We start from the raw sequence: 16,053 nt of genomic DNA, 5'->3' as shown, positions 1-16,053 counted from the left end.
CTTTTCTTTTTCATTTTCTTAAAAAGGAACAAAGGCATTCGCCTTTGTTCCTTTTTTATTGCGATCTATATAGGGGGAATTGTTATGAGGCCATATAAAAGAGTTTTAATAAAACTAAGCGGCGGCGCTCTTGCCGATCAAACTGGAAATAGCTTTAACTCCAAACGATTAGAACATATCGCAAACGAAATTTTATCCATTGTTGATTTAGGTATCGAAGTATCCATCGTTATCGGTGGCGGTAACATTTTCAGAGGTCATCTAGCTGAAGAATGGGGAATTGATCGTGTAGAAGCTGATAATATCGGTACGTTAGGTACGATCATTAATAGCTTAATGCTCCGCGGTGTTTTAACTAGTAAAACAAATAAAGAAGTACGCGTTATGACTTCCATCCCTTTTAACGCAGTAGCTGAACCATATATTCGCTTGCGTGCAGTCCATCATTTAGATAACGGTTATGTCGTTATTTTTGGAGGCGGTAACGGGCAACCTTTCGTTACGACAGATTACCCAAGTGTACAGAGAGCAATCGAAATGAATAGTGACGCCATATTAGTCGCAAAACAAGGAGTAGACGGTGTCTTTACAAGTGACCCAAAACATAACAAATCAGCGAAAATGTATCGAAAGCTGAACTATAACGATGTTGTTAGACAAAACATACAAGTCATGGACCAAGCCGCTTTATTGCTTGCTCGGGACTACAATTTACCAGCACATGTCTTTAACTTCAATGAGCCTGGGGTGATGAAGAAAATATGTTTAGGGGAACATGTGGGGACATTGATTAATGATGATGTTTCGATGCTTGTGCATGAATAATAGTTATTTCTCATGAAAAGGGTGTCTATAAAAGACACCCTTTTCATTAACCTTTATAAATAAAAATCAGCCAATCCCCCCAACTTCTCCTTACAACGCTCCCAAAATGATAACTTCTCAAAAAATTCTTTCGTCATTTCTTTCGAATCATGAAAATCTTGCGTTAACGCCTCATTCACTTCTGAGACGATAGATCCACCATGAATATACAAATTCATCTCATCATTAATATAGAAGCTACGTGCAGTAAAGTTCGTTGTACCGATAACAGTTAATTCATTATCAATTAACATTAACTTCCCATGAAACATTCCTTTTTTATACCCATATACAGTAATCCCATTATTAACAGCTTGACGTATGTATGGATACGCCGCTTCTTTTATAAGAGGTAGATCTGGTTTATATGACCAAAGTATTTTTACTGTAACACCACGCTTTTGTGCTGCGATTAAAGCATTCATGGATTCTTTATTTTTTGCTATAAAATACGGCGTTGCAATTACAATGGAGTGTTGAGCTTGTTTTATGAGCTCTATATATTTTTCAGCAACGTAATGCCCATTGTAACTAGTCATAGTATGTAATGTATTCCCTTTACTAGCTTTATTCGTACTCCTCTTTATATCTTCTTTCGTATCTCGTTTCCAATCTAAAGCGAATTGCTGTTCTAAATCTTTTGCTCCTTCTCCTTTAAGCCGTACATGATAATCACGCCAATATCCAAATCGCTTATCTTTCCCTAAGTACTCATCTCCTATATTAAATCCGCCTGTATAGCCAATCTCCCCATCAATCGTCGTAATACGGCGATGATTACGATGATGAAGAGAATAAAACCCGAATGGTAATTCAGGTTTTCTACTATATGTAAAATGCACACCACTTTCCTGCAATTCATTTTTCATCTTTCTTTCAAATGATAAATCATTAATGCGATCAACCGATAAATAGACGTTTACTCCTTCTTTCGCCTTCTCTTTTAATAAGTTTAAAAAAATATGACTACTTTTATCATCCGACAAAATGAAAAAATAAGTGTAGATGGAGCTTTTCGCTTTTTTAATATCTTCAAATAGCTGCTCATATAATGACTTCCCTTCTACATATAATTGAAAGTCACTATAATGAGGTGTATACTCTGTCGGCATGTTTTTCCAAGCTTCCATTTTCCTACCTAGGGTAACATCGATATGCATCCAAATTAAAATAAAAACGAAAATAGCAATAATAATAGAAGTAACTCGTAATATTTTTTTAATCATTTTGATTTCCTTCCGATCATTTTCTTTCCACCCTTCTATTTTGTCATTCAAGTTTAGATTTCATGCTTCATACAAAAAAGGATGCGACTTAACGTCACACCCATTTCACATTAAACAAAATTCCTCGCATCATTATTTCTTCCAAACTTATAAATTGCAATTAAGAAAAATGCTATTGCAAAGGCGAATAAGATTAAAATATTCAAATACAACTCAGAGAATGGAATACCTTGCTGTAGTTTTGCTATCGTATCTAGTAACCAGCGCTGCGGTAGGAAATCAGCTACTTTTTGTACCGCTTTTGGCATAATGTCATATGGAAAATAACATCCAGCAAGCAAACATGTTGGTACTATCACTAGATTTTGCATTGCATTTGAAGCAGCCGAACTTTTTGAAAAAGACACAATGACTAATGATAAACCAATTGCAATTAAAGCGAATATCATAAGCACACCAATCATTACTATGAAAGGCATATTAATATTTGTATGAAAAACATTCGTCATAAATAATACTGCAATGACAATTTGCAATGTTAGTATCATCATATTTACCGCGACGTTGGACAATATAAATTTCTTTCCATCAATTGGTGTTGATAATAATCTAAAGTACGTTCTATTCTCTTTTTCTTTTAAAATAAATCCTGATAAGTTCACTGCTGAAAACAGCATAAACATAATAAGGTAACCCATCGTTTGGTTTGTCATATCTTTATTTTTCGAAGTATCTTCTAGCGTCTCAGTTTTCATTTTAAATGAACTTTTTTGATACCCTGCGTACATACTATCAAATGTACTTTGATCTGTTCCTGCTACTTTACTAATAGCTGCTACATTATCAATATAGTTATATAAATATGATTTTATAAATGCTGTTACTTGATCACCTTTAATCGATGCAATCTCGATATGATTAGGTTTCCCTTCTCGAACACTTTTTGAAAAACCAGAATGTAATGTAATAACTCCATCAAGTTTTTTGGAAGTGAGTTTATCTTCTACTTCCGACTCCTTAACCTTACTCACTTTCACATGATTTAATCCTTCTAAAAACTTTATCGTATCATTTGCTATCGGCTCATTTTCTTTATTTACAATCCCGATATTTAACGTGCCTTGCCCCGCATTTCCGTATATCGAAAAAGAGATGAGCGTTCCGATTATCGGCAAACTAATAATAATGAATAATCCTTTTTTATTTTTCAAAAGGACAGATAGTGTTTTTTGTATGAGCCATAAAATATCTTTCATACTATAGCCCCTCCCGTCTACGTAATGCAATAATTGCAATTAATAAAAAGAGTGCTGAAATCCCAAGATTTAAACATATTACCGGCAGTGCCGCTCCTACATCGTTTGCATAAATAATTTTCATGACAGCTGTGTTTGCCCACGTTAATGGTGATAAGTTCGTAACGAAATTTTCTTCTACTACGAAGTATGCACCACCAAAAATAGAAGCTAACTGTATAACAACAAGAATAATTGCTCTCGATGATTCAGCTGTTTTCGTAATATACCCGATCCCTAAACCGAAGCTAATTGCTAGAAAGACTTGTGTTAACAAAATAATAAATATAATTCCAAGATGGTCGCCCCAATTCGCTTGAAATACAAATTTGCTAAATAACATGACAAGTAATACGCAAAGGGCGTTTGCTACTAGGCTACCAAGTACTTTTCCAATGAATATTTCAGCCTTACTTATAGGCGCAGCAATGAGACGATCTCCTGTTTTACGTATTCGTTCTCCTCGAATTAAAGAACTCGCTCCCATCCCAGCATATAGTGCGATCATCGTCGTCATTACAACCGCATAGTAATCCATAGAACCTGGCTTTTTCGCAGCTTGTAAAGATGTTTCTTTTATATAATCATTATGATTCCCATTTGAAATAACTGCGCTCACCTTACTAGGATCTACTTTTGCCACTTCGGTTGCTACATTGTACTTATCAACAAATGTTGTAAGCATACCTTCCACAATACTTCCCTCAATACTACTTTTGTCACTTCCGTAAAACTTTGCACCATCTTTATTTAATTCTACATAAGCAGCATATTTATTTTGCTTCACTGCCTCTTTCCCATCTATACCTTCAGAAGCTTTTTTAAAATGAATACCCGATTTATCGACTTCTTTCGTAAATGCTTCAAACGATTGAGAAAATGTGCTACTCGCTTCATCTTTATATAGCACTTGTATATCCTTAATCGATTGACTATCACTATTAAATGCATTCGTTAACGCTGTCCCTAGCACAAGCATAAGCACAATAGGAAATGCTAACATAAAAACTAAAGTTCTTACGTCCCTGAAATCTCTTTTAATATGCATAACTGCAATATTGAAGATGTTCAATTGATGAACCTCCCTTTACCTTTTCTTCATTTACCTTTTATTTATCTCGTAAGTTTCTTCCAGTCAACGTAAGGAATACTGTTTCTAAGTTTGGAGCCTGTTCCTCTAACGAACGGATTTCAATGTCATGATTAATGAAATGCTGAATAATTTTATTTAAATTGTTTAATCCTGCATCCGAGTTTACTTTAATTACGTTCTCTTCAATTTGAACAGCTTTCACACCGTTTATCTCTTTTAACTGCTCTACATCTAATTTTTCTACCGACTTTACTTCAATCCAAATATCTTTCGTGTCGGTAATAATTGCTTTTAACTGTTCTTTCGTTCCTTCTGCAATCACTTTACCGTGATCTACAATTGCTATTTTCGTACAAATCTCTTCTACTTCTTCCATGTAGTGGCTCGTGTAAATAATGGTACTTCCCATTTCATTTAATTTTCGAACAGACTGGAGAATATAGTTTCTTGACTGTGGATCAATTCCAACTGTCGGCTCATCCATAATAATTAACTTCGGTCTATGAGCGATCGCACAAGCGATATTCAGTCTTCGTTTCATCCCGCCAGAAAAGTTTTTCGGGTAATTTTTATGTTTATCACTAAGCCCCACAAATTGAAGTGCTTCCTCTACTCTCGCTTTTAATTCAGCTCCTCTTAACCCGTAAAGTCCAGCAAAGAATTTCACATTTTCATAGGCATTTAACTCTTCATAAATTGCAATATCTTGCGGAACGATACCAATATTCATCTTCGCAAACCGATTATGCTTCTTTATATTTTTTCCTAATATGCTAATTTCACCTTCATTACTTCTTAACAACCCAGCAATCATATTTATCGTTGTACTTTTACCAGCACCATTTGATCCTAAAAATCCAAATATCTCTCCTTCTTTAATAGATAAAGACATATTATCAACTGCGATGAAATCACCAAATTTTTTCGTTAAATTTTTAATTTCTAATGTATTCATCATTTCACCCCTATTTCGGTTTCTCTGCTATTTATTATAAACAAAAAAAATGAACCTGCTCAGTGCAGAAGTTCATTCTTTTCATATGAGATTATTCACTTTTTTCATATGAGATGATTCATCTTCGTCCCATTCTTTTATATCGGCAGCAACATTGTTACTGAAAAACCACTTGTCCCATCTACAATAATTTTTCCGTTTACTGATGCCGTTCGCTCCTCCATCCCCATAATTCCGAGACCTTTCTTAACGAGAGCTGCACCTTTTCCGTTATCCTTCACTTGTACTTTCACCATCTTGTTAAGTACATGAATATCTATGGAAATGACTGTCGCATCAGCATATTTCATTGCGTTTGTAAGTGCCTCTGTAACATTTTCACCGATAATTTTCCACTGAATAGGAGAAATCATATCTAAGTTACCTTTATATACGAAAGGAATATTTACATCATGCTTACCGGCAAATTCCTCTATGAATAATTTCATACGATGGATTCCAATTTGCTCAGTTGGTGGCTTCATATTTTTTAATGTAATGCGAATACTTTCAATTCCATCTTTTGAAATGTGAATTGCATTTTGTAATAACTCGGCAGATTTTTCTTTATCTATTTCCATTAACCTCTTTGCTGCTTCCATTTGAATTAGTGCACCCGTCATCGAGTGGCCAATTTTATCATGAATTTCTTGTGATAGCCGGTTTCTCTCTTCTAACTTAAATGTGTATTCTGATTGCTTTATGTACTCTTTATTTTCATGTAAGCTTTTCGTCAGCCGCTGCATATCTTTTCGCATCTTATCATTTTGTGATTCAAGCTTTAATACACGCGATATATACCGTTCTGCCATAGTTAATACAATGAAAGAAAATGCAACAATTAATCCATATGTCATTCGAATACTTTCATCTGTAAAGATAATAGGAATCATCATAACGATAAAGAGCTGCCATTTCTTCTCTATATATCGAAATACAAGTTCATATAAATTCAATGGTAAAAACAAAATAAAAAGCGGATGAATCTTCCATGTAAATAACATAACTACGCCAATTGACACAGAAGTTAATATGTTTTTGTACGTATCTTTTTTAAATATAGAAATCAGTACGTTTACAGAAAGATATAAAAGCAAAGTAAATATAATCCATGGTAAGTTCGCGACATTTAAATAAATGTAACTAAACACAATATATATAAAAACAATTAATTTACTTACAATTAACCAAAATTCCATATCATTAATCTACTTTCCCTGTTAAGTAATAAATCGCAATTTGTGTGCGATGTTCTAGTCCAGTTTTCCCTAAAACCGATGTAATATAATTTGCGATTGTTCCCTCTGATATGAAAAGCTGCTTTGAAATTTCTTTATTCGAGAAACCTTTCGCAATTAATGCGATAATACTAAGCTCCCTTTCTGTAAAAAGACTCTTATCTATTTTACATTCTTCCTCTTTACTTTCCATTAAATTAGATTTAATTTTATCAAGTACTACATCTTGCATAACAGTTTGACCGTTATACACTCCTTTTATCGCATCACGAATACGTTCCGGATCATTATTTTTTAATAAATAACCTTTTGCTCCGTTTTTTACTGCGTCCAATATATATTCATCATCATCAAACGTCGTTAAAATAAGCGGCTTCGTTTTCGTCTCTTCACAAATTAACTTTGTCGCCTCTACCCCGTTCATGTTTGGCATGCGGACATCTAAAAGCACAATATCGACTTCATGTTTCTTACAATATGCTACAGCTTCTTTTCCATCATTTACAGTATCTAACACTTCAAACTCTTCGTATGTATTTAAAATAATTTTCATGCCTTCTCTAATAAAAGAATTATCATCTGCTATTAATATTTTAATTTTCATGTTTGTTAGTATGGACGTCCTCCTACTAACATTCACATCCTTTCTCCGCGTAACATTTCCTCTTTGCTCATTATATACTCCTTTTTACCATTTTTTCACACCTTTTTTCATATAGCCTCCTTTCTAAAAATATATTATTCTTTTTTTACAACATGTGTAGGGTGACTTATCATTTCTTACGTCTATATAATAGAATGCGTCAAAAAGGAGGGAGAGACCCATTGAGGAAAAACAATTAATTGAAAAAGCACAGCAAGGAAGCGAACATGCTTTTCGTATCCTTGTACAAACGTATCGTCATTATATTTTTCAAGTTATCTTTTCTATTTTAAGACATGAAGAAGATGCGAAAGATGTTACACAAGAAGTATTCGTAAAAATTCACGCCTCTCTCCCAAATTATCAATTTCGCGGATTAAAAACGTGGATGGCGCGTATTGCCACCAATCACGCTATTGATTATAAAAGGAAGAAAGCTAGAGAACACGAAGAACTCTCCTTATGTAAAGAAACTGAGGAAAATATAAAATCCTCTCATAACATTGAAGCTTTACTATTGACGAAAGAGCAAAAATTACTCATTGCTCAAAAACTAAGAGAACTTCCTGAAAATTACCGTGATGTCGTTCTCTCGCATTATCTAGAAGAAAAAAGTTATCAAGAAATTGCTTTGCAGGAAAACATCGAAGTGAAAACAGTCGAAATGAAACTGTATCGGGCAAGAAAATGGATTAAAAAACATTGGAAGGAGGAAGAGTTTCTATGATGCATTATTCAAAAGAAGATTGGCGCAATTATACATTAGATTTTATAGAAAGCAATGAACGTGAATCTATGGAAGAACATCTTTTTGAATGTGATTATTGTTTAGCACTTTATATGGAAAGTATTGATGAACAACATGAAAACCTTCCAATGATAAATGATGATTCATTTACGAACGAAGTTATGACGCAAATTAATTTTGAAACACTACAGTCTAATGAATATATAAAAACAAACTCACTAAAACGCACAATTATTCACTACATAATTGCGACTGCGGCTACAATTATTTTTATGGTAAGTGGTTTATTCCAATATATTTTTACAGCGACATCAAATTTCGAGAAATCTTCAAAACATAACGAGTCTTCTATCTCACAACAAATTGTAAACAAATCGGTAGACACATCAACAAAGGACGGAGGTTCAAAGCATGAATAAAAACCCCTTTTTAGCACTTGTATTAGGGCTAATTCCTGGGCTTGGACATTTATATTTAAAGAAGTTTGGACGATTTATTTTATATAGCGGAGGGGCTGTATTTCTATTTATCTTTGCAGCATTTTGCACAATAGCATTAGGAGAGCGTGATATTGCTTTTCTTTCTCTATTTTTACTAGTCGTGTTATGGGCGATCAATTTATTAGATTTAGTTATCACTATTATTAATCAATCGAAAAAACAAGCGGCCGGAGAATTTACAGAGTCCTCTAAAGAGAGCGAACGATTTTATATCATTCTTCTATCAATTATCCCTGGACTTGGTCATTTTCAATTAGGACTTATGCAACGTGGCCTTACATTTTTAGTAGCTTGTACAGGAATCGGAAGTATGATCATTTTCGTTGCCCTTTTAACATCTCAAGAAAGTTTCCTTATCTTTCTCGTGACGTTACCTGTTTTATGGATTTATAATTTCTTCGATGTTGTTCAACAACTACAGAAAAAAGAACGCGGAGAGCAACTAGATGACCGTACTATTTTTGAAGAGTTTGAAGAGCACCGAGAACAAGGAAAGAAAAATAAAACATTCGCTTCCATTTTAGCGATGTTTCCTGGAGCAGGACATATGTATTTAGGCTTACAGCGCCGTGGTCTTCAGCTTATGGCAGCCTTTTTACTATCCATTTATTTGCTCGACTTATTAAGACTTTCTGCGTTTTTATTTTTAGTACCAATCATTTGGTTCTATAGCTTTTTTGATGCGTTACAGCAAACTGCAAAATACGGAAAAGAACGTGTTAATGACGAACCTATCATAGATTATTTTATAAATCATCAAAGATGGATCGGTATCGGATTAATTGTATTAGGTGGTTATTATTTATTAGATCAAACAGTCCTTCCTATTTTGAATGACTATTTTGCAACTATATTTAATATTCATCTTAGCGAACTATATTATCGCTATTTCCAAACGTCTATCGTTGCTCTCCTTTTAATTGGCGGCGGCTTTAAATTGTTACTTGGAAATAAAGAAAATAAAGGTGGTACAAACGAATGAGAACATGGCGCGTTGGAACATTCTCAATGGGGCTTTCCATTATTACATTAGGTTGCTTCTTACTATTTTCAGTCATTAAAGGCACCCAAGTATTGGATACATTAACAGCATGGTGGCCTGTTTTACTTATTATACTTGGCGCTGAAATTTTACTATACCTTCTATTTTCTAAAAAGGAACAATCATTTATTAAATATGATATTTTTAGTATTTTCTTTATCGGCGTTTTAGGAAGTGTTGGAATTGCTTTTTACTGTTTATTATCTACTGGATTACTAGACGAAGTTCGTCATTCTATGAATACAACGAGGCAAACGAGTAATATTCCAGACGGACCACTTGATATACCTGAATCTATCAAAAAAATCGTAGTAGATGCAGGACATCAGCCTCTAACGATAGAGGGAAATAATACAAATCAAATTCATCTTTTGGGAACGTATGAAATGACGACGAAAGCAAATGAAAAACTCAATTTAAAACGAGATGATTTCCTTTCCGTTCAAACGGCTGGAGAAACGATGCATATCACATTAAAATCATTACCTGTTCAGCATACGTTATTTAACTCGGCACCACAGGTGAAACCAACGCTTGTTCTTCCGCAAAATAAAAATGTGGAAATCCGTGCTTCAAATAACGAACTATCTCTTTATCCAGGTCAATTACAAAATAATTGGTTTGTACAAGAAAGCTCAAGAGTGTCTGTCCATCTTGCAAAAGAGAGTGATGTATCTTTAACAGCAGTAACAAATCAAAAAGAAACACATGGAAACACACCTTGGGAACAAGTTGAAGATTTAACGAAAAAAGAAAATAATACTTCAGAAGAAAATCCAGAATTAATCGACCGAGAACATTGGTATAAAAATTCGATTAAAACTGGAAATGGAACGTACAAATTAAATATTGAGAAAGCTTATAATTTGAATATGAACGTTATCGAAAAATAAGAAAAACCTTCCACAAATGTGGAAGGTTTTTCTCATATAATCGCTTTAATTCCTTCTAAAATTAAGCCAATCATAAATCCGCAAACAGCCCCGTTCACTCGGATCCACTGCAAATCTTTACCGACGTTATTTTCGATCATTTCAATTAATGTTTTATCGTCTAGTTTATCAAGGTTTTCTTGTACAAGTTTTCCAATTTTCGAATGATTCTTTTCAACAAGTGTGACAACTTGCTTTTGTAACCAATCTTCTATTTTTTGAACCGTCACTTCGTCTTCTTTTATTTTATTCATTTGCGTTTGTAAAAATGGAATAACATATGTATCAGCAAATTCTTCTTTGTTTACAAAGGTAACTGCTCTTTGTTGTACTTGCTCCAGCACCTCTTTTATTTTGTCAGTAGCATCCCAATTCGCAATCCACTTTTCTTTCCAATTTTCTAATTCCTGTAGTAAAGCTTCATTTTCTTTTACATTTATAATTTCTTGGCGAATTTTTGATAAGATAAGTTGTCTTGTGCCATTATCTGCATCTTGTAAGCTGTTAATATTGCTAATAATAAATTTCTGCAAAATGCCGCCAATTTTATCTTCATCTACAATATTCATAAACGATTTCAAAGTAAACTGTAAGAATCCATCTACTTTTATGTTTTCCATCGCCTTCATACCTAAGCTTCCAAGCTGGTAACGAGCTTCATCTTGCGCTGTCCAATCTTTCACTTTTACTAATATGTAATCAAGTGTCTTTTCATCATATTCTTGCACAACTAATTGATCAACAAGCACTTGTAAGATGTTACTCGTATTAATTGTATGCAAATATGTTTTAAGTTCTTTTTCAATAATAACAGCTAACTTTTCTGTATCTATTGAAACAATCGCTTTCTCAGCAATCGTTACAATTCCCTTTTTCACAGCATCAGACTGCATTTCTCTCTCAGCAATTTGTAGCACCATTTGCGCTAACTGCATTTCTTTTACTTTATTCGTAATACTTTCTTTCGTCAGCCACTCATTTTCTAACGTATGAATGAGCCCTTTCGTTACTCGTTTACGGTTTTTAGGTAACAAAGCTGTATGCGGAATTGGGATTCCCATCGGATGACGAAATAATGCTGTAACCGCGAACCAATCCGCAAGTCCGCCAACTAATCCAGCTTCAAATCCCCCTTGTATAATCTCTCCAGCTATCGTTCCTTGAAAAGGGATAGAAGCAGCAAAGCCTACTCCCATAACCCCAAGCGAAATACCCGCTATATATTTAGTCTGTAATGACATCGTATACACACATCCTCTTATTATGTAAAATAAAGCTGTTTTGTTATATTTATTCGATATTAGTAATCCTTCATATCTATACTATAAAGAACTATTGTGAAAATAACAAAGATTTTTATGTACATGAAAAAATGAGGCTACAACTAGCCTCATTTTTCTTATATTGTTAATTCCAAACCTTTCTTATAATACCCATTCATCACATCTTCTGGAACCATGCTCCCACCAGTTCCCCACACAATATGAGTACCTTTTTTCACCGTCTCTGTTAACTGTTGCTTTTGTAAATACTCGTTTTCATTTTTACATACATTCACTGGCCCAACCATACCAGCTAATGCAGAAGGCTCTAAATTAATATTTTCCTTATCAGCCAGTTCTTTTAATAATCTATATAACTCTTCATCACTTACTGTGTAATTTCCGTTCAAAAATGGTTCTATCGTTTTACCGACAAATCCAGACGGTCTTCCTACTGCCAGTCCGTCCGCGTCTGTTATATTATCAATCCCGATATCTTGAACGGCGATTTTATCATGAAGTCCTGTCATTAACCCGAGTAACATACATGGAGAATGTGTTGGCTCTGCAAAGAAACAATGGACGTTGTTTTTATACAATAACTTTAAACCAAATGCTACCCCGCCAGGTCCCCCACCTACTCCACACGGAAGATAAACGAATAAAGGATGTTCTTCATCTACTATAATCTCTAACTCTTCTAATTGCTTTTGTAAACGAGATGCTGCTACTGCGTATCCTAAAAATAAATCATGTGAGTTTTCATCATCTACAAAATAACAGCTAGGATCTGCATCTGCTTGCTGACGCCCCTCTTCTACTGCTTTACTATAATCAGCTTCATATTCAATAACATTTACACCTTTATTTCTTAATAAATCTTTTTTCCATTCTTTTGCGTCTGCTGACATATGGACAGTTACGTTAAAACCTAGTTTCGCACTCATAATCCCAATACTTAGCCCTAAATTACCTGTAGAACCTACCGCAATTGAGTATTTTGCAAAAAACTCTCTACATGTGTCACTATCTAAAATAGAATAATTATCTTCCTCTGTTAACATTCCATGCTGCAGAGCTAATTGTTCAGCATGTTTCAACACTTCATAAATCCCGCCCCTAGCTTTAATTGATCCTGATATCGGAAGATGACTATCACATTTTAATAGTAATTTTCCTAGTATAAGTTGCCCGTAATTTTTCTCTAAAGACTGTTTCATTGAAGGTATTTTTACTAAAGGTGATTCTATAATACCATTCGTTTCTTTCGTTTCAGGAAAAACTTTCGCAATATATGGTGCAAAACGCTTTAATCTCTCTTCCGCGTCTTTGACATCTTCTTCATTAAGTGGTGAAGCTGTTATTGCTGTTTCATATTTTTCTATATTCGGGTTTATCCAAAATATTTCTTCTGTTGCAATAAGCTTGTTAACTAATGGATACTCTGCTTTTAATACCTCTATTTCCTTCATTCCGTTTCCTCCTCATATCCTTGTAGCTTGCTATACAATAAATTATAATTAAATTAATTTTAATATAGTTTAACATAAATTATTCATTTTAGTTAATTTTAATTTAATTTATTTAAATATAATTTAATAATCATTAAGGAGAATGTTTTATGGAAAATATAGATATTGGTAAAAAGATTGAAAAGCAAAGAAAAGAAAAAGGTTTAACTAGTAAACAACTAGCAAATATGGCTGAAATTACACCATCTATGTTAAGTCAAATTGAGCGTGGTTCTGCTAACCCTTCTATTCAAACGTTAAAGGTACTCGCAAAGGCACTGGATGTTCCAACATTTAGTTTTCTACTTGAAGAAACAAATACAGACGATTTAATCGTGCGCTCTCATAAACGAAAAAAAATGATTATCGATAATTTATCATATGAAATGCTATCGCCTGATTTCACAGGTAATTTAGCAACAGCAATTATGACTGTTCCCCCAAATACTTCTTCATCAGATAATATTCTAGAACATAAAGGTGAAGAATTAGCATTTGTATTAGACGGAACAATTACATTGTATTTAAATGAAGAAGAGTACACATTAGAAACTGGTGATAGTGTAAAAATACCTGCTTATTTAAAGCATAAATGGGTAAATCAATTCGAGAAAAATGCAATTGTCTTATTTTCTGTTACCCCGCCGATTTTTTAATATATAAAATAAAAATAGCCACGCACGGATACTCTCCGTACATGGCTATTTTTATTTTTTCGGCATGAACAAAATGCCTAAACTAATAACACAAAAACTAAGTATTTGCTGTATTGACAGGCCAAATAGAACCGAGTTTTGTTCACTAATAAGCGAAATAACAATATGAGCAGTCCCCTCACAAATTAGAAAAACACTTATATTTTTTCCAGTTCCTAATCTTTCATTTTTCATCCATAACAAACCAATTACACAAAGGGCGAGGATGATCTCGTATGCGAAAATAGGATGATATAAAAATTTAGATTCATATATTTTCATTCCCCATGGTAGTGTCGTTTGTACACCTACTTCTCGATGGAATAGAAAATAAAAGATACTGCTCACGCACAATGCAAAAGGCAATGCATCAAGTAAAATATGAAGCAAAAATTGCTCCTTTTTACTTTTCCAAACAATGTATGCACTCGCAATTATGCCCCCTATTAAAATGTGCTGCATGCTTCCTACAGCTAGTAATGCTTGCAATGGCGACCTAAAAGCCCATACTGGATTTAAAATTGCCGGTGCAAATTTCCATACAAATACGATAATAAGAAACGCATTTGTTACAGCATCCATCATTTTTTCATACGGTACATTTTGACGCTTCATCTTTCGTTTCATCAGCATAAATCCAAATAGACTTCCAATTATAAGAGATACGGGTTGTAACCTCATGATCCACTCCATCGCTGCAAAATCCCCTCTTAACCCTCAATTAATTTTTGAAATTTCTTTTCTAATTGATCTGGAGGTAATACCCCTCGTACATGATCTACTATAATTCCATCTTTATTAACAAAAAATGTCGTTGGTAAAGAAAATACTTTATAATCTAATCCAGCTACTCCATCCATATCTAGAAGAACTGGAAACTCAAATCCATAGCGATCCGCAAATGCAGTTGCTTCTTGTACTGGGTCACTAACAGTTGCATTTACTGCAAAGATTTCAATATCCTTTTTATATTTGTCATAAAAACGAACTAAGTCAGGTGCCTCCATTTCACATGGTCCACACCACGATGCCCAAAAATTAATAATATATGGTTTTCCCTTCGCATCATTTAGCGAATACAACTTTCCATCTAATCCTTTTAATGTTATATTTGGTGCTTTAAACCCTATTTGTGGTAATACTTCTTTCTCTTTTAACTCCGCTTGTTTCGCTTTTCTTTCCTTTTCTTCTTTCTTTGAATTATAAAAGTTAACACCCGCCCAAACGAGTGCTCCTACTAATATAATAGCAATTAGTTTCTTCACTTTTCTTCCTCCTCATTTTTTAAAATCCTGTAAATCCACCAAATAGGCGAATAAAGAACGCTGTAATTTTCGTCATTTGATTTGTATACAATAAAACACCTGTTACAATCATCATTCCACCGCCAATTTTCATCATGACATTGGCATATGTAACAATCCATTTTACCTTCCCAATAAAGAATGCCATCACGAAAAATGGAACCGCAAACCCAAGAGTATACGCTGTAATATAAAGAAGTGCCCCTTCAGGATTCGTCGCGCCAAGCATGAGTACAGCTGAAAATATCGGCCCAACACATGGCGTCCATCCCGCTGCATATGTCATACCGACTAATATCGAACGAATATATCCAGTCGATTTACTTCTATACTGCACCTTTTTCTCTGCCATAAGCCACTTAGGCTGAAACAATCCAGTCATAAATAACCCCATCAAAACAATAAAAACCCCACCAATTTGTTGAATCAATTTTTGGTTAGATGAGAATGTTATTCCAATCCAGCTTACCGACAAACCTAACGCATAAAATATAACCGAAAATCCAATCATAAAAAATACGGTATGTATAATCGCTGATTTTTGCATAATCCCACGATTCTCTTTTAAATCTTGAATTGAAACACCTGTAATATAAGATAAATAAGATGGATATAGAGGTAAAGAGCATGGCGATATAAATGACAATACTCCCGCCCCAGCTACAAGCCAAATTGTTAAATCTGCTGCGTTCATTTTATTCCCCCT

The 16,053-nt window shown here is 34.1% G+C and carries 17 protein-coding genes; 6 read left to right on the top strand and 11 right to left on the bottom strand.

Features of this window, described 5'->3' with window-relative positions; genetic code table 11:
* Positions 1–84: 84 nt before the first annotated feature.
* On the top strand, positions 85–825 hold the full coding sequence (gene pyrH / locus MHB70_RS07785) for a UMP kinase (protein WP_061530113.1): 741 nt from the start codon (positions 85–87) through the stop codon (positions 823–825).
* 53 nt (positions 826–878) lie between these two features.
* Here the strand turns inward: pyrH and MHB70_RS07780 are convergent, their stop codons facing one another.
* The 6 genes from MHB70_RS07780 to MHB70_RS07755 form a co-directional block, all read right to left on the bottom strand.
* Positions 879–2,090, bottom strand: coding sequence for a phospholipase D-like domain-containing protein (locus MHB70_RS07780; protein ID WP_061530114.1), 1,212 nt, complete (start codon positions 2,088–2,090; stop codon positions 879–881).
* 110 nt (positions 2,091–2,200) lie between these two features.
* The gene (locus MHB70_RS07775; protein ID WP_000651853.1) at positions 2,201–3,346 is read right to left on the bottom strand and encodes an ABC transporter permease; all 1,146 of its coding nucleotides are present in this window, start codon (positions 3,344–3,346) and stop codon (positions 2,201–2,203) included.
* Between the two features lies 1 nt (position 3,347).
* The gene (locus MHB70_RS07770; protein WP_001020185.1) at positions 3,348–4,457 is read right to left on the bottom strand and encodes an ABC transporter permease; all 1,110 of its coding nucleotides are present in this window, start codon (positions 4,455–4,457) and stop codon (positions 3,348–3,350) included.
* Positions 4,458–4,494: 37 nt separating this feature from the next.
* Positions 4,495–5,433, bottom strand: a complete 939-nt coding sequence (locus MHB70_RS07765) for an ABC transporter ATP-binding protein (RefSeq protein ID WP_001093803.1) — start codon at positions 5,431–5,433, stop codon at positions 4,495–4,497.
* 137 nt (positions 5,434–5,570) lie between these two features.
* On the bottom strand, positions 5,571–6,671 hold the full coding sequence (locus tag MHB70_RS07760) for a sensor histidine kinase (protein WP_000397635.1): 1,101 nt from the start codon (positions 6,669–6,671) through the stop codon (positions 5,571–5,573).
* 4 nt (positions 6,672–6,675) lie between these two features.
* Positions 6,676–7,314 carry a response regulator transcription factor gene (locus MHB70_RS07755; protein ID WP_000694089.1) on the bottom strand — a complete coding sequence of 213 codons (639 nt, stop codon included), beginning with the start codon at positions 7,312–7,314 and terminating at the stop codon, positions 6,676–6,678.
* A gap of 220 nt (positions 7,315–7,534) precedes the next feature.
* Between MHB70_RS07755 and MHB70_RS07750 the strand changes: the two genes are divergently transcribed.
* The 4 genes from MHB70_RS07750 to exsE are packed head-to-tail and all read left to right on the top strand — an operon-like array spanning position 7,535 to position 10,536.
* Positions 7,535–8,080 (top strand): RNA polymerase sigma factor, encoded by a 546-nt coding sequence (locus MHB70_RS07750; protein WP_255258374.1) that lies wholly within the window; start codon positions 7,535–7,537, stop codon positions 8,078–8,080.
* Positions 8,077–8,520 (top strand): hypothetical protein, encoded by a 444-nt coding sequence (locus MHB70_RS07745; protein WP_000972343.1) that lies wholly within the window; start codon positions 8,077–8,079, stop codon positions 8,518–8,520. Before MHB70_RS07750 ends, MHB70_RS07745 begins: the two co-directional genes overlap by 4 nt.
* A complete protein-coding gene (locus tag MHB70_RS07740; protein WP_001039103.1) occupies positions 8,513–9,583 on the top strand; it encodes a hypothetical protein in 1,071 nt (356 codons plus the stop codon). The genes MHB70_RS07745 and MHB70_RS07740 overlap by 8 nt, the downstream gene beginning before the upstream one ends.
* A complete protein-coding gene (exsE, locus tag MHB70_RS07735; protein WP_001261438.1) occupies positions 9,580–10,536 on the top strand; it encodes an exosporium protein ExsE in 957 nt (318 codons plus the stop codon). Before MHB70_RS07740 ends, exsE begins: the two co-directional genes overlap by 4 nt.
* A 32-nt stretch (positions 10,537–10,568) precedes the next feature.
* On the opposite strand, the gene MHB70_RS07730 is transcribed toward exsE, so the two are convergent.
* Together MHB70_RS07730 and MHB70_RS07725 are read right to left on the bottom strand one after the other, a co-directional pair.
* Positions 10,569–11,816, bottom strand: coding sequence for a DUF445 domain-containing protein (locus MHB70_RS07730; protein WP_061530115.1), 1,248 nt, complete (start codon positions 11,814–11,816; stop codon positions 10,569–10,571).
* Positions 11,817–11,974: 158 nt separating this feature from the next.
* Positions 11,975–13,309 carry a D-serine ammonia-lyase gene (locus MHB70_RS07725; RefSeq protein WP_000658443.1) on the bottom strand — a complete coding sequence of 445 codons (1,335 nt, stop codon included), beginning with the start codon at positions 13,307–13,309 and terminating at the stop codon, positions 11,975–11,977.
* A gap of 149 nt (positions 13,310–13,458) precedes the next feature.
* Between MHB70_RS07725 and MHB70_RS07720 the strand changes: the two genes are divergently transcribed.
* Positions 13,459–14,004 carry a helix-turn-helix domain-containing protein gene (locus MHB70_RS07720; RefSeq protein WP_000427659.1) on the top strand — a complete coding sequence of 182 codons (546 nt, stop codon included), beginning with the start codon at positions 13,459–13,461 and terminating at the stop codon, positions 14,002–14,004.
* Between the two features lie 51 nt (positions 14,005–14,055).
* Here MHB70_RS07720 and MHB70_RS07715 read toward each other — a convergent pair whose 3' ends face one another.
* The 3 genes from MHB70_RS07715 to ccdA are packed head-to-tail and all read right to left on the bottom strand — an operon-like array spanning position 14,056 to position 16,041.
* Complete coding sequence (locus MHB70_RS07715; protein WP_000454797.1) at positions 14,056–14,736, bottom strand: prolipoprotein diacylglyceryl transferase family protein; 681 nt, start codon at positions 14,734–14,736, stop codon at positions 14,056–14,058.
* Positions 14,737–14,753: 17 nt separating this feature from the next.
* Positions 14,754–15,308, bottom strand: coding sequence for a TlpA family protein disulfide reductase (locus tag MHB70_RS07710; protein ID WP_000733179.1), 555 nt, complete (start codon positions 15,306–15,308; stop codon positions 14,754–14,756).
* A 19-nt stretch (positions 15,309–15,327) separates the two neighbouring features.
* Positions 15,328–16,041 carry a cytochrome c-type biogenesis protein CcdA gene (gene ccdA / locus MHB70_RS07705; RefSeq protein WP_000990445.1) on the bottom strand — a complete coding sequence of 238 codons (714 nt, stop codon included), beginning with the start codon at positions 16,039–16,041 and terminating at the stop codon, positions 15,328–15,330.
* Positions 16,042–16,053 lie beyond the last annotated feature (12 nt).

It is taken from the genome of Bacillus sp. FSL M7-1020 (genome assembly GCF_038050415.1).
Classification (GTDB): Bacteria; Bacillota; Bacilli; order Bacillales; family Bacillaceae_G; genus Bacillus_A; species Bacillus_A toyonensis.
Note: the sequence above shows the minus strand (reverse complement) of the source record. Positions and strands in the feature narration are given on the sequence as shown.